This is a genomic window from Streptomyces nojiriensis (genome assembly GCF_017639205.1).
Taxonomy (GTDB): domain Bacteria; phylum Actinomycetota; class Actinomycetes; order Streptomycetales; family Streptomycetaceae; genus Streptomyces; species Streptomyces nojiriensis.
The window spans coordinates 864477-885904 of sequence record NZ_CP071139.1 but is presented as its reverse complement, the minus strand read 5'-3'; the positions used below and the strand labels follow the sequence as shown (position 1 = coordinate 885904).

22 protein-coding genes and 2 pseudogenes are annotated in these 21428 nt (G+C 70.3%); 17 read left to right on the top strand and 7 right to left on the bottom strand.

The window, feature by feature from the left end; all coding sequences use genetic code 11:
* The first annotated feature begins 104 nt into the window (after positions 1-104).
* The 6 genes from JYK04_RS04315 (at position 105) to efeU (ending at position 5563) form a co-directional block, all read left to right on the top strand.
* Complete coding sequence (locus JYK04_RS04315; RefSeq protein WP_189746896.1) at positions 105-788, top strand: DedA family protein; 684 nt, start codon at positions 105-107, stop codon at positions 786-788.
* The gene (locus JYK04_RS04310) at positions 785-1393 is read left to right on the top strand and encodes a phosphatase PAP2 family protein (protein WP_189746898.1); all 609 of its coding nucleotides are present in this window, start codon (positions 785-787) and stop codon (positions 1391-1393) included. Before JYK04_RS04315 ends, JYK04_RS04310 begins: the two co-directional genes overlap by 4 nt.
* Complete coding sequence (locus tag JYK04_RS04305) at positions 1390-2067, top strand: phosphatase PAP2 family protein (protein ID WP_229876860.1); 678 nt, start codon at positions 1390-1392, stop codon at positions 2065-2067. Before JYK04_RS04310 ends, JYK04_RS04305 begins: the two co-directional genes overlap by 4 nt.
* A gap of 155 nt (positions 2068-2222) precedes the next feature.
* Positions 2223-3362 (top strand): iron uptake system protein EfeO, encoded by a 1140-nt coding sequence (efeO, locus tag JYK04_RS04300; RefSeq protein WP_189746900.1) that lies wholly within the window; start codon positions 2223-2225, stop codon positions 3360-3362.
* 43 nt (positions 3363-3405) lie between these two features.
* Complete coding sequence (gene efeB / locus JYK04_RS04295) at positions 3406-4695, top strand: iron uptake transporter deferrochelatase/peroxidase subunit (RefSeq protein WP_202186027.1); 1290 nt, start codon at positions 3406-3408, stop codon at positions 4693-4695.
* Between the two features lie 22 nt (positions 4696-4717).
* Complete coding sequence (gene efeU / locus JYK04_RS04290) at positions 4718-5563, top strand: iron uptake transporter permease EfeU (RefSeq protein WP_189746695.1); 846 nt, start codon at positions 4718-4720, stop codon at positions 5561-5563.
* 309 nt (positions 5564-5872) lie between these two features.
* Here the strand turns inward: efeU and JYK04_RS04285 are convergent, their stop codons facing one another.
* Positions 5873-7165 carry a HAMP domain-containing sensor histidine kinase gene (locus tag JYK04_RS04285; RefSeq protein ID WP_189746693.1) on the bottom strand — a complete coding sequence of 431 codons (1293 nt, stop codon included), beginning with the start codon at positions 7163-7165 and terminating at the stop codon, positions 5873-5875.
* Positions 7166-7277: 112 nt separating this feature from the next.
* On the opposite strand from JYK04_RS04285, the gene JYK04_RS04280 reads away from it, so the two are divergent.
* The 6 genes from JYK04_RS04280 to JYK04_RS04255 are packed head-to-tail and all read left to right on the top strand — an operon-like array spanning position 7278 to position 12996.
* The gene (locus tag JYK04_RS04280; protein WP_189746691.1) at positions 7278-7877 is read left to right on the top strand and encodes a hypothetical protein; all 600 of its coding nucleotides are present in this window, start codon (positions 7278-7280) and stop codon (positions 7875-7877) included.
* Positions 7877-8575: an ABC transporter ATP-binding protein gene (locus JYK04_RS04275; protein ID WP_189746689.1), complete on the top strand. Its 699-nt coding sequence runs from the start codon at positions 7877-7879 to the stop codon at positions 8573-8575. The genes JYK04_RS04280 and JYK04_RS04275 overlap by 1 nt, the downstream gene beginning before the upstream one ends.
* A complete protein-coding gene (locus tag JYK04_RS04270; RefSeq protein WP_189746687.1) occupies positions 8572-9270 on the top strand; it encodes an ABC transporter ATP-binding protein in 699 nt (232 codons plus the stop codon). The genes JYK04_RS04275 and JYK04_RS04270 overlap by 4 nt, the downstream gene beginning before the upstream one ends.
* Positions 9267-9578: a hypothetical protein gene (locus JYK04_RS04265; RefSeq protein WP_189746683.1), complete on the top strand. Its 312-nt coding sequence runs from the start codon at positions 9267-9269 to the stop codon at positions 9576-9578. The genes JYK04_RS04270 and JYK04_RS04265 overlap by 4 nt, the downstream gene beginning before the upstream one ends.
* Positions 9575-12235, top strand: coding sequence for an ABC transporter permease (locus tag JYK04_RS04260; RefSeq protein ID WP_189746682.1), 2661 nt, complete (start codon positions 9575-9577; stop codon positions 12233-12235). The genes JYK04_RS04265 and JYK04_RS04260 overlap by 4 nt, the downstream gene beginning before the upstream one ends.
* A gap of 20 nt (positions 12236-12255) precedes the next feature.
* Positions 12256-12996 (top strand): response regulator transcription factor, encoded by a 741-nt coding sequence (locus JYK04_RS04255; protein WP_189746681.1) that lies wholly within the window; start codon positions 12256-12258, stop codon positions 12994-12996.
* Positions 12997-14692: 1696 nt separating this feature from the next.
* On the opposite strand, the gene JYK04_RS04250 is transcribed toward JYK04_RS04255, so the two are convergent.
* A complete protein-coding gene (locus JYK04_RS04250) occupies positions 14693-14848 on the bottom strand; it encodes a DUF6131 family protein (protein ID WP_229876841.1) in 156 nt (51 codons plus the stop codon).
* Positions 14849-14966: 118 nt separating this feature from the next.
* Here JYK04_RS04250 and JYK04_RS04245 point away from each other — a divergent pair, with 118 nt between their 5' ends.
* The 4 genes from JYK04_RS04245 to JYK04_RS41005 all read left to right on the top strand — a co-directional run bounded on the left by JYK04_RS04245 (position 14967) and on the right by JYK04_RS41005 (position 17535).
* Positions 14967-15209, top strand: coding sequence for a hypothetical protein (locus JYK04_RS04245; protein ID WP_189746680.1), 243 nt, complete (start codon positions 14967-14969; stop codon positions 15207-15209).
* Between the two features lie 168 nt (positions 15210-15377).
* Positions 15378-16064 (top strand): HAD family hydrolase, encoded by a 687-nt coding sequence (locus tag JYK04_RS04240; protein WP_189746679.1) that lies wholly within the window; start codon positions 15378-15380, stop codon positions 16062-16064.
* Between the two features lie 388 nt (positions 16065-16452).
* Positions 16453-16995, top strand: coding sequence for a hypothetical protein (locus tag JYK04_RS04235; protein ID WP_189746678.1), 543 nt, complete (start codon positions 16453-16455; stop codon positions 16993-16995).
* Between the two features lie 396 nt (positions 16996-17391).
* Positions 17392-17535 carry a hypothetical protein gene (locus tag JYK04_RS41005; RefSeq protein ID WP_229876838.1) on the top strand — a complete coding sequence of 48 codons (144 nt, stop codon included), beginning with the start codon at positions 17392-17394 and terminating at the stop codon, positions 17533-17535.
* Positions 17536-18066: 531 nt separating this feature from the next.
* On the opposite strand, the gene JYK04_RS04225 is transcribed toward JYK04_RS41005, so the two are convergent.
* Together JYK04_RS04225 and JYK04_RS41000 are read right to left on the bottom strand one after the other, a co-directional pair.
* Positions 18067-18435 carry a PRC-barrel domain-containing protein gene (locus JYK04_RS04225; RefSeq protein WP_189746677.1) on the bottom strand — a complete coding sequence of 123 codons (369 nt, stop codon included), beginning with the start codon at positions 18433-18435 and terminating at the stop codon, positions 18067-18069.
* 247 nt (positions 18436-18682) lie between these two features.
* The gene (locus tag JYK04_RS41000; protein WP_229876837.1) at positions 18683-19234 is read right to left on the bottom strand and encodes a DUF6479 family protein; all 552 of its coding nucleotides are present in this window, start codon (positions 19232-19234) and stop codon (positions 18683-18685) included.
* Positions 19235-19456: 222 nt separating this feature from the next.
* Here JYK04_RS41000 and JYK04_RS04220 point away from each other — a divergent pair, with 222 nt between their 5' ends.
* Positions 19457-19930: a hemerythrin domain-containing protein gene (locus tag JYK04_RS04220; protein ID WP_189746721.1), complete on the top strand. Its 474-nt coding sequence runs from the start codon at positions 19457-19459 to the stop codon at positions 19928-19930.
* A 17-nt stretch (positions 19931-19947) separates the two neighbouring features.
* On the opposite strand, the pseudogene JYK04_RS40995 reads toward JYK04_RS04220, so the two are convergent.
* From JYK04_RS40995 to JYK04_RS04210, 3 genes and pseudogenes are all read right to left on the bottom strand, one after another.
* Positions 19948-20277, bottom strand: a pseudogene (locus tag JYK04_RS40995) (cysteine hydrolase family protein); the annotation flags it as partial.
* Positions 20278-20291: 14 nt separating this feature from the next.
* Positions 20292-21071: pseudogene (locus JYK04_RS04215) on the bottom strand (IS5 family transposase).
* 174 nt (positions 21072-21245) lie between these two features.
* Positions 21246-21407, bottom strand: a complete 162-nt coding sequence (locus tag JYK04_RS04210) for a hypothetical protein (protein ID WP_189746676.1) — start codon at positions 21405-21407, stop codon at positions 21246-21248.
* Positions 21408-21428 lie beyond the last annotated feature (21 nt).

Sequence of the window (21428 nt, the reverse complement as noted above, 5' to 3'; positions counted from 1 at the left end):
ATCGATCGTCTACAGTGCTGTAGACCGTCTACGGAACTGTAGTCGCCAGTCGGCAGGGCGTCGTCTTGGACCCTGCACCTCTCACCCTATGGGAGCTGTCCGTCATGACCTGGCCCGATCTCGCCGCGGCGGCGCAGGCGCTCAGTCCGCAGGCCGTCAATCTGCTGGACGCCGGTTCCCTCCTGTCGGCCTTCGGCGCCCTCGGCGTCGCGGTCGTGCTGTTCGCCGAGACCGGCCTCCTCGTCGGCTTCTTCCTGCCCGGCGACTCGCTCCTCTTCACCGCAGGTCTGCTCTGCGTGCAGGGCAACCACGGGCCGGTCCACCTCTCGCTCCCGCAGGTGCTGTGCGCGGCCGTGGCCGGAGCCCTGCTCGGGGCCCAGACCGGCTACCTCCTCGGGCGGCGCGGCGGACGCACCCTGCTGGCCCGCAGCCGCAGCCGCAAACTCCACGAGGGCGCCGCGAAGGCCGAGGAACTCCTCGACCGGTACGGACACGCCAAGGCGATCGTCCTGGCCCGCTTCGTGCCGATCGTGCGCACCGTGCTGAACCCGATGGCCGGGGCCCTGAACGTCCCGGCCCGCGTCTTCACGCTCTGGCAGGTGATCGGCGGGCTCGTGTGGACGGTGGGACTGGTGCTGGCCGGCTACGCGCTCGGCTCCTCCGTGCCCAATGTCGACCGCTACCTCCTGCCGATCGTCGCCCTCGTCGTACTCGTCTCCCTCGCTCCGCTCGCCGTGGAAGTCATCCGCCGGAGGGGCAGCCGCACTTCGAACGGAAGCTCGCATTGAGCATGCTCGCCTTGAACGGCCCCGCCGTCGACGGAGACCTGTACACCCGGGTCACCGACCTGGCCCAGCAGGCCCCCGGCTGGCTCGACGGCCTGGTCGCCGCGTGGTCCGACTACGGCCTCGCCCTCTTCGCCGTGCTGATGCTGGCTGCCTGGTGGCGCGCCCGGGCGGTCGCCGATCCGGCCAGGACCGCCATGGCGCTGGCGGCACCCCTCGTCGTGGTCGTCGCGTTCCTCGCCGACACCGGCGTCAAATTGGTCTTCCGGGAGCAGCGGCCCTGCCAGACCCTGCACACGGTCACGCTGGAGGCCTGCCCGCCGCTGGGTGACTGGTCGTTCCCCAGCAACCACGCCGCCATCGCCGCCGCGGCAGCCGCGGCCCTCTGGGTCACCGACCGCCGGCTCGCGGCGATCGCGGTGCCGGCCGCACTGCTGATGGCCTTCTCCCGGGTCTGGGTGGGTGCCCACTACCCCCATGACGTCGTACTCGGCCTGGCCGTCGGGGCGGTCATCGCCTGGCTGCTGACCCGTGTCGCACACCGCGCGGCCCCCCTCGTGCAACGGGTGGCCAGGACACGGCTGCGACCCCTGGTTGCCCCCCGGTGAGGGCGCCCATCGCATCGCGAGCCACCCGCTGGGGCCTGGCCGCAGGGCTGTGCGCGGCGCTGTTCGCCGTACTGACCGTGCTCGTCGCAGCCCGCCATGGCAGCCCGTACCCATTCGACGCGAGCGTGCACCGCTGGTCGGTACGGCACCGCCCCGCCGTCGCGGTCGCCCTCGCGCGCGGCGTCACCACGACCGGGACCGGACCCGTCCCCTACCTGTGCGCCGTGACCGCCGGACTCATCGCCGGATGGGGCAGGGGCGCCAGGGGCAGGCTGCTGACGGCCGCGGGTGCGCTCGGATTCCTGCTGCTGGCCCAGGGCCTGCGCTACGCCGTCCTGAACAGCGTGACGCGGCCTCGCCCGCCCGTTGCCGACCGAGTGACGCACGCGTCCGGGTTCTCCTTTCCCTCCGGCCACACCGCTACCTCGGCGCTCGTGGCCGGTCTGCTGGCCTGGGCGGTATGGCGCGCGGCCTCGCCGGCCGCTGCCCGGCTGTGGTGGGGCCTGTTCGCCTGCTGGGCCGTCACGGTCGGCCTGACCCGCGTCTACCTCGGCGTGCACTGGCCCACCGATGTCCTCGGCGGCTGGCTCTACGCCCTCACCTGGCTCGCCGCGGCCATGGCCGTGGTGGCCTGGATCGGGAGAAATCGGAAGTCCCGAGCGGCCGTCGAGTGAGGGGTGGTGCGTGGCGAAGTGAGGCGGGGTCGAGGCTGCGCCCCGGTGGCAGACGTATCGCCCGGCATCGTCTACAGTGCCGTAGACGAAAGGGCAGCCTTGCCTAACCCAAGGTCTGCCGCGGCTTTGCCGTCCCGCCATGCCTGGGAGTACCCATGTCTTCATCTGCCCGCTCGGCGCTTCTCGCGGCCGCCGGTCTCGCGATAGTCACCGCCACCGCCACGGGTTGCGCCCAGAAGAGCGATGGCAGCCCGGCCGGCGCCCTTCAGGTGACCGCGTCCGACAGTGCCTGCGAAGTCTCCAAGACCGATTTTCCGGCGGGCAAGGTGACGATCCAGGTGGAGAACAAGGGATCCAAGGTCACGGAGCTGTACGTGCTCTTCCCCGATGACCGCATCGTCGCCGAGCGCGAGAACATCGGCCCGGGTACCAAGGCCTCCATCACCGCCGAGATCAAGGCGGGCGAATACGAGTTCGCCTGCAAGCCCGGCATGAAGGGTGACGGCATCCGCACCAAGGTCAAGGCCACGGGCAATGGCGGTGAGAAGCGCAGCCCCGAACTGGACGCTGCTGTCGCGGCCTACCGCAGCTACGTGCTCGCGCAGGCCGAGGAGTCCCTCCCCGCGGTCAAGACCTTCACCGACGCCGTCCGCGCCGGGGACGTGGAAGCCGCGAAGCAGGCGTTCGCCTCCTCGCGGCGTGGCTGGGAGCGTACCGAGCCGGTCGCCGAGTCCTTCGGTGACATCGACCCGAAGACCGACGTTCGTGAGGACGGCCTGGAGCCCGGTCAGAACTGGACCGGCTGGCACCGGCTGGAGAAGTCCCTGTGGGCCGACAACAAGATCGGCGACGAGGAGAAGGCCCTCGCCTCCCAGCTGGACACCGACATCGCGGAGTGGCACAAGCGCGTCGGCACGGCTGAGATCACCCCCACCTCCATGGCCAACGGCGCCAAGGAACTGCTGGACGAGGTCTCCCGCAACAAGGTGACCGGCGAGGAAGACCGCTACAGCCACACCGACCTGGCCGACTTCAAGGCCAATGTCGAGGGCGCCGAGAAGGTCTACGAGTTGCTGAAGCCCGTCACCGTGAAGAACGACGCGGAGCTGGCCAAGAACCTGGACGCCCAGTTCATCGCGATCAACACACTGTTGGACAAGTACCGGGCGGACAAGACCGGCTACGACTTCACCGTGTACGACAAGGTCACCGAGGAGCAGCGCAAGGAGCTCTCGGACGGCGTCAACGCGCTCGCCGAACCGCTCTCCAAGCTCGCGGCGGCAGTCGCCAAGTAGCCCGGGCACAGCAGGCAGACCAGAAGCAAGCAGGGGAGCAGTGATGTCCGAAGCGGATCCGGAGTCCGTCCAGAGCGGCAGCGCCGCGACCGCGGACGCGTCCGGCGGCGGCACCTCGAGACGGGCGCTGTTGGCATGGGGCGGGGCCGGGCTCGCGCTCGGTGCAGCCGCGGCCGGCGGCACCGCGGCGATCCTGCGCCAGAACTCCGAGCCCGCAGCCCCCGGCACCATGGGGATGGCGGTGCCGTTCCACGGCGAGCACCAGGCCGGTATCGCCACCCCGGTCCAGGACCGCCTGCACTTCGCGGCCTTCGACGTGAAGACGAAGGACCGGGCGGAGCTGATCAAGCTCCTGAAGGAGTGGACTGCGGCCGCCCGGCTGATGACGGCCGGGCTACCGGTGGGTGAGGGCGGCTTCGGCGGTCTGCCAGAGGCCCCGCCGGACGACACCGGCGAGGCCCTGGGGTTGAAAGCCTCCCGGCTCACCCTGACCATCGGTTTCGGACCGGGGCTGTTTGCCGGAGATCGCTTCGGGCTCAACGGCCGCCGCCCCGTCGCCCTCGTGGACCTGGAGCAGTTCCCCGGCGACAACCTCGACGCGTCCCGTTCCGGCGGCGACCTGTGCGTCCAGGCCTGCGCCGACGACCCGCAGGTCGCCGTGCACGCGATCCGCCAGCTGGCCCGCATCGGCTTCGGCAAGGTCGCCGTGCGCTGGTCGCAGCTCGGCTTCGGCAAGACCTCGTCGACCACCCCCGACGAGCAGACCCCGCGCAACATGATGGGCTTCAAGGACGGCACCCGGAACATCTCCGGCACCGACAAGGCCGCCCTGGACAAGCACGTGTGGGTCGGCGCGGGCGACGGCAGCGACTGGCTGACCGGCGGCTCGTACCTGGTGGCGCGCCGGATCCGGATGCACATCGAGACCTGGGACCGCACCCCGCTCCAGGAGCAGGAGGACATCTTCGGCCGCGACAAGGGCGAAGGTGCCCCGGTCGGCAAGTCCAAGGAGCGCGAAGAGCCGTTCCTGAAGGCGATGAAGCCGGAGGCGCACGTGCGCCTCGCGCACCCGGACACCAACGACGGTGCGACGATCCTGCGCCGCGGCTATTCCTTCACCGACGGCACGGACGGACTGGGCCGCCTGGACGCGGGCCTGTTCTTCCTGGCCTACCAGCGCGACGTCCGCAAGGGCTTCATCCCGATCCAGCGCAATCTGGCGAAGAACGACTCGCTCAACGAATACATCCAGCACGTGGGTTCGGCCGTCTTCGCCGTCCCGCCGGGCGTCCGCGACAAGGACGACTGGTGGGGCCGGACCCTGTTCACGTGACCACCGGAAGGAACCCCACGCCGTGTTCGGCAACTACCTGATCGGACTCCGCGAAGGGCTGGAAGCCAGCCTCGTCGTCTGCATCCTCATCGCCTATCTGGTCAAGACCGACCACAAGGACAGACTCACGCCCGTCTGGCTCGGCATCGGCCTGGCCGTCACCCTCTCCCTGGGCTTCGGCGCCGCCCTCCAGTTCGGCTCCTCCACCCTTACCTTCCAGGCCCAGGAACTGCTCGGCGGTAGCCTGTCCATCATCTCGGTCGGCCTGGTGACGTGGATGGTCTTCTGGATGAAGCGCACTGCCCGAAACCTGAAATCGGAGCTTCAGGGCCAGCTCGACGCGGCGCTCGCCGTGGGCACCGGCGCGTTGGTCTTCACCGCCTTCATGGCCGTCGGCCGGGAAGGACTGGAGACCTCGCTGTTCATCTGGACGGCCGTCCAAGCCACCGGTGACGGCATTCGGCCCCTGGTCGGTGCGGTGCTCGGGCTGCTGACCTCGATGGTGCTGGGCTGGCTGTTCTACCGGGGCGCGCTGAAGATCAACCTGGCGAAGTTCTTCACCTGGACCGGTGCCATGCTGGTCGTCGTCGCCGCAGGAGTCCTCGCATACGGCTTCCACGACCTCCAAGAGGGCGACTTCCTGCCCGGTCTGCACACCCTCGCCTTCGACATCAGCACGACCATCCCCTCGGACAGCTGGTACGGGACCCTGCTCAAGGGAGTGTTCAACTTCCAGCCCAACCCGACCGCACTCCAGGTCACCGTGTGGTGCCTCTACCTCGTTCCGGTGATGGCCCTCTTCCTCGCACCTGCGCGCAGTACCACCCCCGCCGCCGGTGCGAAGGAAAATGCGGCGAAGACCGGCTGACTTCCGGCGTCCGCACAGAGGCCCGCATGAGCGCCCCTGCCGGTGCTGTGCCGCCGCTTCCTCGGGCTTAATACGGTGGCCGCGTTCTAGGCCGCTTTCATCCTCCCCCGGCCGCTCGACGCCTCGTTCGCGGACTGGACGGGAGTCCCCGCCACGCGCGACGGCCTCGGCCGGGGGCCGGTCCGGTCAGCCTCGTTGTGCTGGTCCCGATCACCGCGCTCGTCGGATACCTGCAGGTGAGCCGCGCCGACGCGCCCGTGCCGTCGGATCCGTCCGGGACAGCCCGGCTGAGCCGGGCACGGCGGCACGTCAGCCCTGCGCGCCGGGCAGGAGCAGGGTGAACGTGGTCGGCTCGGCGCCGCGCAGGCTCAGCCTGCCCCCTGCCGCCTCCGCGAGCTCCCGGGCCACCGCCAGGCCGATCCCGGTTCCGGAGCCGCCGGTGCCGCCGCGCGCGAAGACCGTCCCCGGGTCGAGCGTGAGTGTCCCCTCGTCGGCCACGTCGACCGCGACCGCCCCGGCCGCCTCACGGGCGGTCACCGAGGTCGCACCCCGGCCGTGGCGCAGGGCGTTGTCGATGAGGACGTCGAGGATCTGCGCCGTGGTGCGGCCGGGGACCTCGAAGGAGCCGGCCCCCGGCTGCGAGCGGACCTCCAGCCGTCGGCCGGCGGCCGCGAGCGCACCGTGCCAGCGCGACTCCGCCCTTTCCAGCACCCGGACGAGAGCCTCACGGGGGAGTGGGGGTTCGTCCTCGGTGCCGGACCGGGCCAGCCGCAGCACCTCCTCGACGGTCTCCTCCAGATGGCGTGCCGTCTCCAGAGCCTCGCGCAGTGCGGGGCGCAGGTCCGAGCCCGGCGGGAGCTGCCGGGCGGCCTCCAGGCCGAGCTGCAGCCCGGTCAGGGGAGTGCGCAGTTGGTGCGAGGCGTTGGCGCTGAAGTCGCGCTCCCGGCGCAGGAGCTGGGTCAGTCGCTCGACCATGGAGTTCTGGCTGTTCGCCAGCTGGTCCAGTTCGGTGATCCCGCAGGGCGCTGCCCGGGCGCCGAGGTCGCCGTCGGCGATCGCACGGGCCGTACGGGAGAGTGCCTCCACGGGAGTGCTCAGCGCGCGGGCCTGTCGGCGTGCCACCAGGACCGCCGTGGCCAGCGCTGCAAGGGTCACTCCGAGGAGCAGCGCCCAGCCCCACAGCACCCGCGTCCAGACCGATCGCGCGGGGACGGTGGCCCGCACCACCGCGATCACCTTCTCCTCTGAGACCACCGGGACGGCGACGACCAGATCAGCCCCGGTGCGGCCGCTGACGGCCCTGCCTCCGGCAGCCTCACGGGTCACCCGGTCGGCGACCGGTCCACCGCTGCCCGCGCGCAGCCGCGATGCGAGGTCGTACACCCCCAGCTTCCCGCCCGGTCTGGGCGGTGTCAGCTCGAGTGCGTCGCCGGAGGCGAACTCCGGCCCCACCGTGACCGTCGCGGCCAGAGCCGTGCGCTCCAGGGCGCCCCGTTCGTCCTCGAAGAAGGACCGGTGGATGACCCAGGCGAGCGGCCCGGCCAGCAGGACGAGGGCCACCAGCACGGCGGACACCGCGACACGCACGACACGCTGCCTCATGCGCCCATCATGGCGCCCGGCACCCGGTTTTGCCGTCGTCTAACCGATGCCGCCCCGGCGCTTCACCTCCTGCTGCCTAGCGTGGAAGACACCTCGTCCCGCGGAGGCCGTCATGAACGTACGCGGCACACTCGTCCCCTGTGCGGGAGTCCTCCTCCTCACCGCGGTCCTCGCCGGATGCGGCGCGTCCGGCTCCGCCACGGCCGCCGGACCGAATCCACCGCTTCCCGCCCCCGCCGAGTCCAACCCGCCCGGAGACATCCCCGACAACCAGGCCTATGTGGCCTTCGAGCCGCGCGGCGCGGGCTTCACCGTCAGCGTGCCCGAGGGCTGGGCGCGCACCACCGCGGGCCCCGTCACCACCTTCACCGACAAGCTGAACCGCATCGAGGTGTCCGAGCACCCTGCCACGCACCCGCCCACCACGGCCTCGGTGACCGCGGGGGACGTACCCTCTCTGGCCAGGAGCGTCCCCGCCTTCGCACCCGGCAAGGCCACCGAAGTCAGCCGCAAGGCCGGCACCGCCGTCCTGTACACCTACCAGGGCAATTCCGCGACGGACCCGGTCACGGGCAAGGCCGTCCGTGACGCCTTCGAACGGTACGTCTTCCACCACCAGGGCCGTGACGTCGTCGTCACGCTCTCGGGTCCGGTCAACGCCGACAACGTCGACCCCTGGCGGACCGTCACCGACTCGCTGAGGTGGCGGTGATGGACGTGGGCACGGTCAGTGCGGGCACCGCACCTGCCCTCGACGCTCGCGAGCTGTACCGCTTCTACCGTGCCGGAGAAGAGGAGACCCTCGCCCTGCGCGGAGTGTCCCTCACCGTGGCCCCCGGAGAGCTTGTAGCCGTGGTCGGCCCCTCGGGCTCGGGGAAGTCCACACTGCTGGCCTGCCTCGCGGGCCTCGACGAGCCCGCCGGCGGGTCCGTACGGATAGCGGGGGAGCGGATCAGCCACCGCCCGGAGGCGGAGCGGGCCGGGATCCGGGCCCGACGGATCGGCATCCTCCTCCAGACGGAGAACCTGATCGCCCACCTCGACGTGGCACGCAACATCCGCCTCGCCCGCACGGCTGCCGGCCGCCACGGCACCCCCGCACAGGACATCGACGTACTCCTCGACCAGGTGGGCCTCCTCGGCCGGGCCCACGCCCTGCCCCGCGAACTGGCGGGCGGGGAAGTGGCCCGCGCCGCACTGGCCGTGGCCCTGGCAAACGACCCGGACCTGCTGCTCGCCGACGAGCCCACGGGAGAGCTCGACGGGAGCACCGAACACCGCATCCTGGAACTGCTGAGGGCCCGAGGAAGCGACGGACGGCGGGGCGTGCTGCTCGTCACCCACAGCACCGCCGTCCTAGCGGGCGCCGACCGAGTCCTCACCCTCCGCGACGGCAGGCTCCGGGCATGACCGGCCGGGCGCTCGTCATCTGCCGGGAGGCCGGGCGGACGTACGGTCGGGGCCCCGTCGCGGTGGTTGCCGTACACGGGACGAACTGCCAGGTGGACACCCGCGACCGGATCGCCGTCATGGGGCCCTCGGGGTCGGGCAAGTCCACGCTGCTCCACCTGATGGCCGGACTGGAACAGCCGACCAGCGGCGAGGTGGTGTGGCCCTGGTACGCGGATGGCGTCGGCCCGAAGGCGTGGGTACGGGCAAGGGCGATGGCCATCGGGGTCGTCTTCCAGAGCCCCAGCCTCATCGCCACCCTGGACGTTGCCGAGAACACCGGCCTTCCGCTGGTGCTGGCCGGCGAGAGCGCAGACCGTGCCCGGGTACGGGCGCTCGCAGCCCTGGACCGCGTCGGCGTCGCCGACCTCGCGGGCAGGCTGCCCGACGACATCTCGGGAGGCCAGGCACAGCGCGTCGCGGTCGCGCGGGTCCTGGCCTCCCGGCCCCGGCTCGTACTGGCCGACGAACCGACCGGCCGTCTCGACCGCTCCACGGGCCGCCACGTCGTGGACGTCCTGCTGGCGGCGGTGGACGAGATCGGCGCGGCCCTGGTCGTGAGCACCCACGACCAGGCCGTCGGGGAGCGACTTCCTACTCACTGGACCATGCGCGACGGACGACTCCACCTGCACCCGGACGGAGGCACACCGTGAACACCACCCGACGGGCAGCCAGGGGCCGGTGCTGCCGCGCACCCCTCGCCTCGGTCGTTCTCTTCCTCGCCCTCACCGCGGTGCTCTTCGCAGTGCTGCCCCACCTCGCTTTGGCCGACGAACCTGCGGGACGGAGCTACCGCACCATCGTCGGGCGCATCGCCGACGTCCTCGGGGACACGGTCCCCGAGAGCGGGGCCGAAGGCCCAGCCCACCGGCACACCCGAAGCGTCGGGGGACCCCCACAAGCTGCCCGCAGGGTGAGCGACGGACACCCGAGCACCATCGCCACAGGAGGCACACCGTGATCACCGCCTGGCTGGCCGGCTTGCTCCGGCACCGCGGCGGCAGGCTCCTCGTGGCCGCACTGACCGTGGCGCTGGCCGTCGCACTCATGGCCGCACTCGGCACGTTCCTGACCGCCTCCCGCTCGACGATGACCGCGCGGGCCGCCCGGTCCGTCGCCGTCGACTGGCAGGTGCAGCTCCAGCCCACCGCGCAGCCCGCCGCCGTGCTCGACACGATCCGCCACACCCCAGGGATCCGCACCGCACTGCCCGTCACCTACACCCGCAGTACAGGTTTCCAGACGAAGGCCGCAGGTTCCGTACAGACCACCGGTGATGGGGTGGTGCTCGGCATCCCCGACGGCTATCGCACCGCCTTCCCGGGCGAGATACGGCCGTTGACCGGCGCCCGGGACGGAGTCCTCCTCGCCCAGCAGACCGCCGCCAACCTGCACGCCGCACCCGGCGACACCGTACGCATCGCGCTGCCGGGTACGGCCGACGCCACAGTCACGGTCGCCGGAGTGGTCGACCTGCCCCAGGCCGACTCACTGTTCCAGAAGGTCGGTGCCCCGCCGCAGTCACAACCTGCCGCACCGCCCGACAACGTCGTGCTCCTGCCCGCCGCCCTGTTCGAGTCCCTCACCGCGCGCGCCCGGGCCCAGGATCCCGCCGCCTCCACCACACAGGTGCACACGGCCAGGGACGCCACCCTGCCCGCCGACCCCGCCGCCGCCTTCACAGCCGTCACAGGAGCCGCCCACCATCTCGAAGCACGCCTCTCCGGAGCCGTCCAGGTCGGTGACAACCTCGGCGCAGCCCTGGACGCCGCACGCCAGGACGCCCTGTACGCCCAGTTGCTCTTCCTGTTCCTCGGAGCCCCCGGCGTGGCACTCGCGGCCCTTCTCACCTCCGCCCTGGTCAGTGCCGGAGCGGACCGCCGCCGCCGCGAGCAGGCCCTGCTGCGCACCCGCGGCCTCGGCCGGCGCCGGGTCACCGCGCTCGCCGCGGCAGAGGCCGGCGCAATCGGCCTGGGCGGCGGCCTGCTGGGCATCGCCCTTGCCGCCCTGGCCGGCCGGATCGCCTTCGGCCGGGCATCGTTCGGGGCAGCCGGCCTCGTGCCGCTGCGGTGGTCTCTCATCGCCCTCGCCGTCGGTGTGGCCGTCGCCGCCGTGACAGTCCTGCTGCCCGCCATCCACGACCAGCGCACCACCACGGTCACCGCCGCACGCCGCAGTCACCGTTCAACCGGCACCCCACTGTGGCAGCGCACCGGACTCGACTTCATCCTGCTCGCGGTCGCGCTCCTCGTCTTCCGTGCCGCCGCCGGCAACCAGTACGCCCTGGTCCTCGCTCCCGAGGGAGTGGCGAGCATCTCGGTGTCCTACTGGGCGTTCCTCGGCCCCGCGCTGCTCTGGCTGGGCTCCGCGCTGCTCCTGTGGCGGCTGATGACGTACGCCTTCGCCCACGGACGGCGCGCGCTCACGCTCCTGGTCCGGCCGCTGACCGGCACCCTCGCCGCCGCGACGGCATCCGGCATGGCGCGCCAGCGCGGCGTCCTGGCCCGCTCCGTCATCCTCCTCGCCCTCGCCGTGTCGTTCGCGCTCTCCACCGCCGCCTTCAACGACACTTACCGCCACCAGGCGGAGGTGGACGCCCAGCTCACCAACGGAGCGGACGTCACCGTCACCCAGCCACCCGGCGCGGCAACAGGCCCTGACGCCGGACACGTGCTGGCGTCCATCCCCGGAGTGCGCCACGTCGAACCCCTCCAACACCGCTTCGCCTACGTCGGATCCGATCTCCAGGACCTGTACGGCGTCAACCCCGCCACCATCACCTCCGCAACCACGCTCCAGGACACCTACTTCGCGGGCGGCAGCGCCAGGAGCCTCCTGGACAAGCTCGCGACCCGGCCCGACTCGGTCCTCGTGAGCGAGGAGACGGTGAAGGACTTCCAGCTCACGCCGGGCGACACCCTCAACCTGCGCCTCCAGGACAGCCGGACCAAGCAGCTGAGCACGGTGCAGTTCCACTACGCGGGCGTCGTCAAGGAGTTTCCGACAGCCCCCAAGGACAGCTTCTTCGTCGCCAACGCCGCGTACGTCGCCCGCGAGACCGGAAGCGACGCGGTCGGTGCGTTCCTCGTCGACACCGGCGGCGTACACCAGCAGGCGGTCGCCGACCGGCTGCGCGAACGGCTGGGCGCCACGGCCACGGTCACCGACCTCACCCAGACCCGGTCCGCCGTCGGCTCCAGCCTCACTTCGGTCGACCTCGCCGGACTGACCCGGATCGAACTCGGGTTCGCCGTGGCTCTGGCGGCGAGCGCCGGAGGAGTGGTACTCGCCCTCGGTCTGACCGAGCGCCGCCGCACTCTCGCCTTGGCGAGCGTTCTCGGCGCCACCCGGGACCAGCTGCGCGGCATGGTCCTGGCCGAGGCGGCCACCGTCGCACTCTTCGGTCTGGCAGGGGGCGCCCTCATCGGCTGGACCCTCGCACAGATGCTCACCAAGGTCCTCACCGGGGTCTTCGATCCGCCTCCCTCCTCCCTGTCCCTCCCCTGGCCGTACCTGGCCCTGACCCTGCTCGCGACGCTCGCGGCCCTTACTGCCGCTGCACTGCACGCCACCCGCGGTTCCGGGCGGCCTGCCGTCGAAGAGCTCCGCGAACCGTAGCCAGCCCATAACCTCAAGTCATGAGCACCAGTACCGCAGGGCGCCCGCCCACCGCCCTGGTCATCGAGGACGACGACACCATCGGCCGCCACCTGGAGAGTGGGCTGCGCGGCAACGGTTACAGCACCACCTGGTGCCGTACCGGCTCGGCAGGCCTTATGGCCGCCCGCCACGACCTGCCCGACCTCGTTCTCCTCGATCTGGGTCTGCCCGACCTCGACGGGATCGACCTCGCCCGCCGGCTGCGCGAGGACCTGCCGGAACTGCTGATCGTCATCCTCACCGCCCGCACCGACGAGATCGACGTGATCGCCGGACTGGACGCAGGAGCTGACGACTACCTGGTCAAGCCCTTCAGCATGACTGTCCTACTCGCCCGCCTACGGGCCCACCTACGCCGCAGACCTCCTTCCGAGGCACAGCAGGAGAGCGGGCCCATCCAGCTGGGCGCCCTCACGGTCGATACGGCGGCTCGGCGCGTATTCGTCGCTGAGCAGGAAGTCCCTTTGCGGACGAAGGAGTTCGAACTCCTCGCCGAACTCGCCCGCCATCCGGGAAGCGCAGTGTCCCGGGAGACGTTGATGGCGCGGGTGTGGGACGAGAACTGGTTCGGCCCGACCAAGACCCTCGACGTCACCATGGCTTCGCTCCGTCGCCGCCTTCACACGGCGGAGGCAACGGCATCGCGCACCGTCCACCTCCCGCAGATCACGACACTCCGCGGCCACGGCTACCGACTCGACCCGGCGCCTTCCCGGTAACCGGTCAGATGGGGTGCGTCGCGCCCCTTGGGCCAGTGTGTGAAGGCGTTCGGCCTGCGCCTTTGTCGAGGGCCGTGGTGCTGACCGTCATCGACCGGCATGGATCGATGGTCCGGCTCTTGGTGAGTCTCCGCCGACTCGGGCAATGTTTTGGCCGCAGTGAGCGGCATCAGCACTCACCCCAGACTGGGAGTGTCGCTGCCTCGAACACGGACAGGTGCTGCGTGAGGCAGGGGACCAAGTCGGGATCTTGGTAGCAGCCGGCAGCGGAGGCCACCTGGTAGATGTCGGCCAGATGGAACTCGCCGAGCGGAACGACGCTCCGGAGACCCTTGAAGAACCTGGCGGTTTCCTCCTCCGTCGGCTCGACCATGCCCGACGCTGTGTACGCGACGCGTCAAAGCTCGGCAGCCTTCGACTGCCGGCCACTGACGCCTGTCACCTCAAGTTCGGAGTCGGGGACAGCCCGTGTTAGGCCTGGACGACCCGTTCGGGCTTCGTGCCGTGGTCCAAGCGGCCTGACGCCCGGTGGCGGGACCGCGATGCGACCGGTCTCGCCCGGCCGGCCGCATCGCCGGACGGGCAGTGCCAAGGGTCCGATCCGTCCGTGAATGACCGAGTTCAACGCTGTGGAGTCAGCACCGAACCAGCACGGGAGTCGGCACGGGGGCATAAAACGGGCTGATCCACGCGTTTGCGGCAGGTGTCGGCGGGGCGTTCCGGAAGCCTTCACGGTGTCCAAGGCGGCGATGTGGTGGTTGGGTACACAAGGTGGTGCCTGAATGTGATGTCCCGCCACATACGCTGCCGACCTGCGGGCTTCTACGGTGTGGCCACACCAAACGTCTCCGCAGACCCCGGAAGTGGTGCACATGACCTCCCCCGCAACAGCCGCACCATCAGCAACCGGAATCCGCAGAATCGTCGCCGCCAGCCTGATCGGGACCACCATCGAGTGGTACGACAACTCATCCGACCGGCGCTATGACCTGTGCTTTCCGCTCTTCTGAGTGGGGGCGGTCAGCACCGAACCAGCACCGGAACGGCGAGTGCTTGCCGTGGACGCCGGAAGCCCTTACGCCGTTGCATCAGAGGTGACGCCTCCGCGTTTGACGGCCGTCACGCGGAGGCATGCCCCGCACCATCAGCTATGTCATCCCTGCCGCTGGAGTCGGAGCCCTGTTCAAGCCCGTTTGCGCTGGATCACGGGTCACCTGCCCAGGGCGTACGCCGACCCCGCGCACGCACACCGGCCGGAGCCCGTAGTCATCCGGTCCCACGTGCGGCCCCACTGAAGAAGTCCGGGCCCGCATGTTCGGGCGGCGCTCATCCTGACGACCGGCCTACTGCTCGGTCGGCCATCTCGGACGGCACCGGAGCGGGCCGCACGCCATGTCGGCGCGTCTGGCGGGCCCATGCCGGTCCACGAGAAGTGCAGATGATGTGCGTGGCGCCGATGGGGGAATGGAGTGTCAGCCGGTCCTCGAAGGCCACGAAGGCCACGAATTCCAGCAGGCCCGACTGCACCGTCAGCTCCGGGCATGCCCGGAGCTGCGCTGCGATCGCGAGTGGGTGCTCTGAGCTGGGAATCCCTTGCCGTGCGGGGCCGATATGGCTTCGGTTCCTTGGCTTGGGCACCGGTCTTCCTGCGTTTCCTGCGATGGATAGAAGACCCCCTTCGCGCTCGGTAGAGGTCCTACCAGTAGTGCTTGCGTCCGCCGACCGAGTGTCCGAGGGCGCCCAGGATCCAGAGGATGGCTCCGATGATGACGAGGATGGCGCCGATGGTCCACAGGATGCTGATTCCCGCGACGAAGCCGATGACCAGGAGAATGACGCCGAGGATGATCATGGGCACCTCCGATTCTCTCCTTTCAGCCTAGGCGCGTCCGGCACTGTCGGCGTGCCATGGAGTACAGCCGACGGGGCGGGGTAGCCGCAGGACATAGGCGCCACCGAGGGAGGACGCGGTGACAGACCACGAAAAGTCCAGGCAGCATGCGCGGCGGACCACGCCGTCCGAGGCCGTGGGCGAGAGCGGCGACCGTGAGGCCCGGCAGCAGGCGGACGATGCCGTTGTCCAGCGCCCGGGCACGGCGGAGGACGGCACGGATGCCGGGGGCCACCGTGCCAAGCGGCACCGTCCGGGCATCGGCCGTGAGGAGCAGATCCACCCCGATGACGAGCTGCAGGAGGACTCCGAGGACCGCTGACGTCAGCGTGGACCGGTCGCGCCCGGGCACGGAAGTCTGTTGCCCTGCGACGAGGGTGGTCCGGGACGCGGCTGCTGCCGGCTCCGGGGAAGCTGTGGCAAACGGCCTCCTCCGTGAACGAGCCGGATTCAGGCGAGAGCTCGGTTGCCGAGCCTTACGGAGGCGGACATGAACCGTGCCGCGTTGTTCGATGTCGACGGTACCCTCGTCGATACCAATCACCTGCATGTGGTCTGCTGGTGGGAAGCCTTGCGGCAGGGGGGCCACGACGTTGCGATGCACGACATCCACCGCGCGATCGGACTGCCCGGCGAGGACCTCCTTGCCCGTTTGCTGGGCGAGCACAGGGATACGAGCGAGGACGACACGCTGAGCGCCGCGCACAGCACCCTCTACGGCACGTACTTCGACCGGCTGCCCCCGTTGCACGCGGCGGCGGATCTGTTGCGCGAGCTGGACCGACGGGGTTGGCGGGTCGTGCTCGTGACCTCGGCGACGGACGACGAGCTCGACGCGCTCAGACGGGCCGTCGGCGCCGATGACGCGATCACCGCGACGGCGAGCTCCGAGGACGTGACCGAGGGCAAGCCCGAGCCGGAACCACTGCACCACGCCCTCGGCCTCGCCGACGCCGCCGCCCGTGACTCCGTGTTCGTCGGCGACACGGTGTGGGACATGGAAGCGGGCTCCCGGGCCCACGTCGCCTGCGTAGGGCTGCTCTGCGGCGGCATTCCGCGGCGTGACCTCGAAGAGGCCGGGGCGCGCGCCGTCTACCGGAACCCCGCCGACCTCCTCGCGCACGTCGGCAACAGTCCGTTCGCGGACAGGCGCAGACCGCCGGACCCCACCGCTTGAGCGATGACCGGCTGGGTAGGCGCAGCGTACGAGAGCGACCCGTACCACGAGGTGAGCCACATGGAACGATCCACCGAGCCGGAACCCGAGGGCCCCGGGCCCACTCCGGAAGGCCCGGACGCGGTCCCCCGTGACCCGCACCCCGCCCCCCGCAGACAAACCGCCCCCGGCCGAGCCGACCCCGGAGCAGCCTTCACCCACCGAACGGCCACCGGTTCCGGAACCTCCCGACTGAGCCCGGATGAGATGACCCATGAAACGAAACCGGGGTGCGTCACCTTAGAGGCGGGCCCGAAGTCGTCCAGGGCGGGGCCGGTCGGAGCTGTCCCCGGCGACCGAGGCAGCCATGTGAGTCAGGCCCGATGAGGCTCCAGGTTGGAGGCCAACCATGTCAACCAGCACACTCATTGCCGTCATCGCCATCGCAGCGGTCATCGTGATCGCGCTCGCGGTCGGCCTGTGGATGGCGGCCCGCCGACGTCGTCTCCGGAACAAGTTCGGCCCCGAGTACAACCGCACGGTCGAGGCGGAGGGCGGCCGCATGGCCGCCGAACGCGAGCTGCGAGCCCGCGAGGAACGCCACGACAAGCTTGAGATCAAGGAGCTCCCTGCCGAACGGCGCGACCAGTACGCCGTCGAATGGAGCAGCGTTCAGGAACATTTCGTGGACCGGCCGGAAGGCTCCGTGGAGGAGGCTGACGCTCTGGTCTCGCGACTGATGCGCGAGCGCGGCTACCCCACGGACGACTACCGCGGCCGGCTGCGTGATCTCTCGGTCGAACACGGCCGGACCCTGGAGCACTACCGGGCCGCCCACGACGTCAAGGTGCGCACCACGGATGAAAAGACGACGACCGAGGAACTGCGAGGGGCGATGGTGCACTACCGCGCCCTGTTCGACGACCTTCTGAGTGACCAGAGGAGCCGGTGACATGCGCAACCACTCGACCAGTGACGAGCGAGCCGGCGACGCCGGCATCACGACGGAGGACATAGCCCGTCCCGTGCCGGCTGCGGGCGACGGTAGGGACACCGGTAGGAAGACCGAATCCGGCGAAGCGGCGGCCGACGGCCGGACGCCGCCCGTGTACCCGGGGGAGGCCACCAGGGACGTGGCCGCCGATGGGCCGGGTCCCGCGAAGGCGGGGACGAAACCCCGACGGATCGCGAAGCGGGGACCGGCCCGGCCCGGGCGGGCACCGACGAACCGCTGCTGGGTGCCGAGGACACCGCGGAGTTCCACAAGAAGTGGAGTGAGATACAGAGCCGGTTCGTCGACGACCCGCAGGACGCGGTCACATCGGCGGACGCCCTCGTCGCCGAGGTGATGCAGAGCCTCGCCCGTACCTTCTCCGCCCACAAGCAGGGGCTGGAGGAGCAGTGGGGCCAAGGTGAGCAGGTAGCGACGGAAGAACTGCGGCTGGCGCTGCAGCATTACCGGTCGTTCTTCAACCGCCTCCTGAACACCTGACCCGGCTCACGAGGGCGGGCCGGGGGACGCGGCCACCTGCTTCTATGCCCTGCCGCGCGCGGCAGGGCATAGAAGCAGGTGGGGCGATCCCACGCTGACCACAGACGGCTGTGCGGCGATCAGAGGAGCAGAGCGGTGATGGAGACGGGCCCGATCGATGTGTTCGCGAACTTCCTTTCGGACTTGGCGGTGGACCTCAACGAGGGGCAGATGCCCACACATCGGGCCCAGCAGGCGCCGCGGAAGGCGTGGCTGCTCCGGCCGGGGATGTGCTGGTCACTCCCGTGCCGCTGAGCAGGGAGTTCCTGCGGTACGTGTACGGCCTTCGCCGGAGCCGTACGGCCGGCCTCGCGCGGTGCGCGAGGCCGGCCTCGTCGGGGGGTACCTCGACGACCGCCACCGATTCCGGACGTGGAGGAGCAGGAAGCCGCGTTGGTCGAGGTTCTCGAATTCGACGGCGGCTGACGGACACGACGCCGGTCCCGGCAACCTCCTGGGTGCCGGGACCGGCGTCGTGGGGCGGGAACGCGATCAGGCGGGGCGACCGCCGAAGGGGCCGCCGGTGCCGTAGTACGTACCCAGCTCTTCCCGGTAGCCGGCGTCGCCGAGGTGCTTGTCCCGGTGGAACTCGGGGGCGGCCTTGATCTGTTCCTTGGTGCCGGCGACGAAGACCTTCCTGTCCTCGGGGTCGATCCTGACGACCGTGCTCGCCGGCAGCAGGACCTCCTTGCCGAAGATCCATACGCCGGTGTCCACGACCAGGTAGGCGTCACCGACCTCGTCGGAGTGCTTGTCGACCTTGCCGATGTTCCCGTCGGTCGCCTCGACCTTGTAGCCGGTCAGGTCCGTACCGGCCAGGTGGCCCGCGGTCGGCTGGTAACTCCACACATGTTCAGTCACGCGAAAACAACTCCTCCGGTCAATGGGGGACGGCAGGGGAAAGCTTCTCCGCCGATCCTCCTTGTTCCGTACGCCGTGCTCGGCGGATGTACCGCGTTCCGCCTGAACCCCGTCTGCCCCGCCTTCCAGGCTTCACGCACCCGGATCGAACGCGGAACCGGGGCGGCCGTCGATCCTTGGAGGTGAGCAGGTCCCCTGCTGCGTCACGGCGACCGTCCCGGCTGCCGGGCCGTCTGACGAGACTGCCTTACGCCACTCGACCCAATCGGCCGCTCGGCGAAGCATCCTTCGGGCAGAACACCTTCCATGGACAGCAATCGCGAGACGGACCCGGCGCACCGGGTGCCGGACGGTGTCGACGAGCGGACGGTGCGGGCGCTGGCCGCAGCGTGATCCCGGGGCATTGGCCGGGCTCGGCGAGGGCACGGGCAGGGTCAGCACGCGAGTCAGCTGACCGGCTCGGGCTCATCGGGGGTCCGGCAGAGCGCAGGCTTGGCCGGGTGGGCCGTAGCAAGGGCAACGTCGATCGCTGTCCGCAAGGCGGCCTCGACTTCGATTGCCGCGGGTGGCCCGTCGCCGCGCAGGGCTGCGCCGCCTGGGCGGCGCACTTGACGGTCACGCCGGCGACGGCGGCGGCCCGGGCAACGGCAGGGTTCTGCTCGGCGGGCGGTGCCTCCCGGCGCCTGCGTCGGCTCCCGTACCAGAAGGCACCAATCAGAAGGACGACCAGGACCACTCCGGCGAAGATGAGGAAGAGTGAGGCCTGGCCTTCGGCCGCGAGCGTTTCGATGGCAGTCATGCGCGGCCCCTACCCGCGATCCACGGACATACCAGACGTCGAACGGGTCTATATCGCTCGGTATGCGTGCGCGGCGGTTCGGCGCCCCCAACGGACGGCGTAGGCGCGTCGTCCATCCGGGCCAATCCATCGCTCCGGGCGAGCGCTGCGAGCGTGTGCCGGGTGAACGGGCGTGGGGTGGCGGGCTGCGCCGCCCGGTACGGCGAAGCCTGGGAGGCGCTGGTGGACGGGATCGTGCTGCTCAAGGAAGACCACAAGACGGTCGAGAAGCTGTTCAAGCAGTTCGAGAAGGCCGGCGACGACGCTTACGCGGAGAAGCGGAAGATCGCCGACAAGGTGATCGACGAGCTGACCACGCACACGTGGATCGAGGAGAAGATCTTCTACCCGGCCGCCCGGGAGGCGGCACCCGACACCAAGGACCATGTCCTGGAGAGCATCGAGGAGCACCACGCCGTTCTGTGGATGCTCTCCGAGCTCAAAGACCTGGACGCGGCCGACGAGCGGTTCGACGCCAAGATGAGCGTGCTGATGGAAGACGTGCGGCACCACGTCGGGGAGGAGGAGAAGGAGTGGTTCCCCGATGTCCGCAAGGCCATGGGACGTACCCGCCTCACCGAACTCGGCGAACAGATGGAGGCGGCGAAGAAGAGGGCTCCGGGCGAGCCCCTGGCCGTTCCGAGCGCCAAGCACTGACGGCGGCCCCCACTCTCTATGTTGATCTCCACCATCCTCAGGGCGGCATCGGCCAGGACCGGGTGGATATGGGCGACGGCGTCGCGGGCGATGGTGACCGACGGGTGCCTGGTGTGGGCGTCGAGCGCGGAGTAGAGCAGCACTGCTCCGTCACCTGCCCGCACAGTACGAGGTGGCTGACGCCCAGTGCCCCCAGCAGGTACGCGAGGGGGTGTTTCGTAGAAGGCGGAGTGGCGTGCCTTGACGACGAAGGAGGAATCCTCGCCAGGGCGCACGGGCTCGACCTGGTTGGCGTGGGGGCCGGCGAGGGTGGCTTCCCAAATCTTCCCGTGGTGGGAACGCCATTTCCTTCATTGATCGTTCAGAATGAGGTCCGAAGGCGGCGGAGGCGTATGAGGCTGCGGGCCAGGTCGAGCAAACCCTGGTGGAGGTCGGCGCGGCGTTCGTAGCGGGTACGGAGCCGTTTGAACTGGTGGAGCCAGGCGAATGCGCACTCGATCACCCAGCGGACCTTGCCCAGTCCGGAGCCGTGGGCGACGCCCCGTCGGGCAATCATGGGTTTGATGCCGCGTTTCCACAGCGAGCGGCGGTGCTTGTCGAAGTCGTAGCCCCGGTCGGCGTACAAACGCCGGGGTTTGCGCCGGGGACGTCCCCGAGCTCCCCGAATCGGCGGGACCGCGTCGAGGAGGGGCAGGAGCTCGGTGATGTCGTGTCGGTTGCCGCCGGTGAACGTGACGGCGATTGGGTTCCGTGGCGGTCGACGATCAGGTGGTGCTTGGAGCCGGGGCGGGCGCGGTCGACGGGTGAGGGTCCAACGTGGTCCCCCCTTTGAGGGCCCGGACGTGCGATCCGTCCACGGAGCAGTCGTCCAGGTCCAGCAGGTCGGCGCGGCGAAGCCCGGTCAGCAGAGCGGCGTGCAGGCGTGGCCAGACGCCGGCCTCGGTCCAGTCCCGCAGCCGGCGCCAGGCCGCACGCTGGAACAGCCCACGGTCTCCGCAGAGACGTCCCGCCAGGCGACACCGGCCCGCAGCACGAACAGGACGCCGGCGAGAGCTGTTCGCCGGTGGCGTCGTTCGGGAGCGGATGGCAGCAACGGGGCCACCCGCTCCCACAGGTCGTCCGGAACAAGACCAGCACGCACCCGGACACCTTGCCGACCAAGATCGTCGAGTACAAGACCCGCGGCATCTGATGTGAGCGCAGGGTCTGGCGTCGTTCGCCAGACCCTGCGCTCAGCCTGAGGCGCCCTCCAGCGGAAGGTGGTCCCGGAAGTACTGCGAATCCAACCACTCCTCCTTCACGAAGAGCGGACGTGTCAGGCGCGCTGCACCGACCTGCTGCGAGCGCAGAAGAACCCCGAGATCAGTGGGCGGACCACGGTGGGCAGGGCCTGCTCGCCGGAGGGGGCCGGTTCATCCGCGTCCTGGTGGTCGCACGTGTTCAGCATGTCGATGATGACAACAGCAGTGTTCGCCATGCTCCCGAAGCTCCCACCACC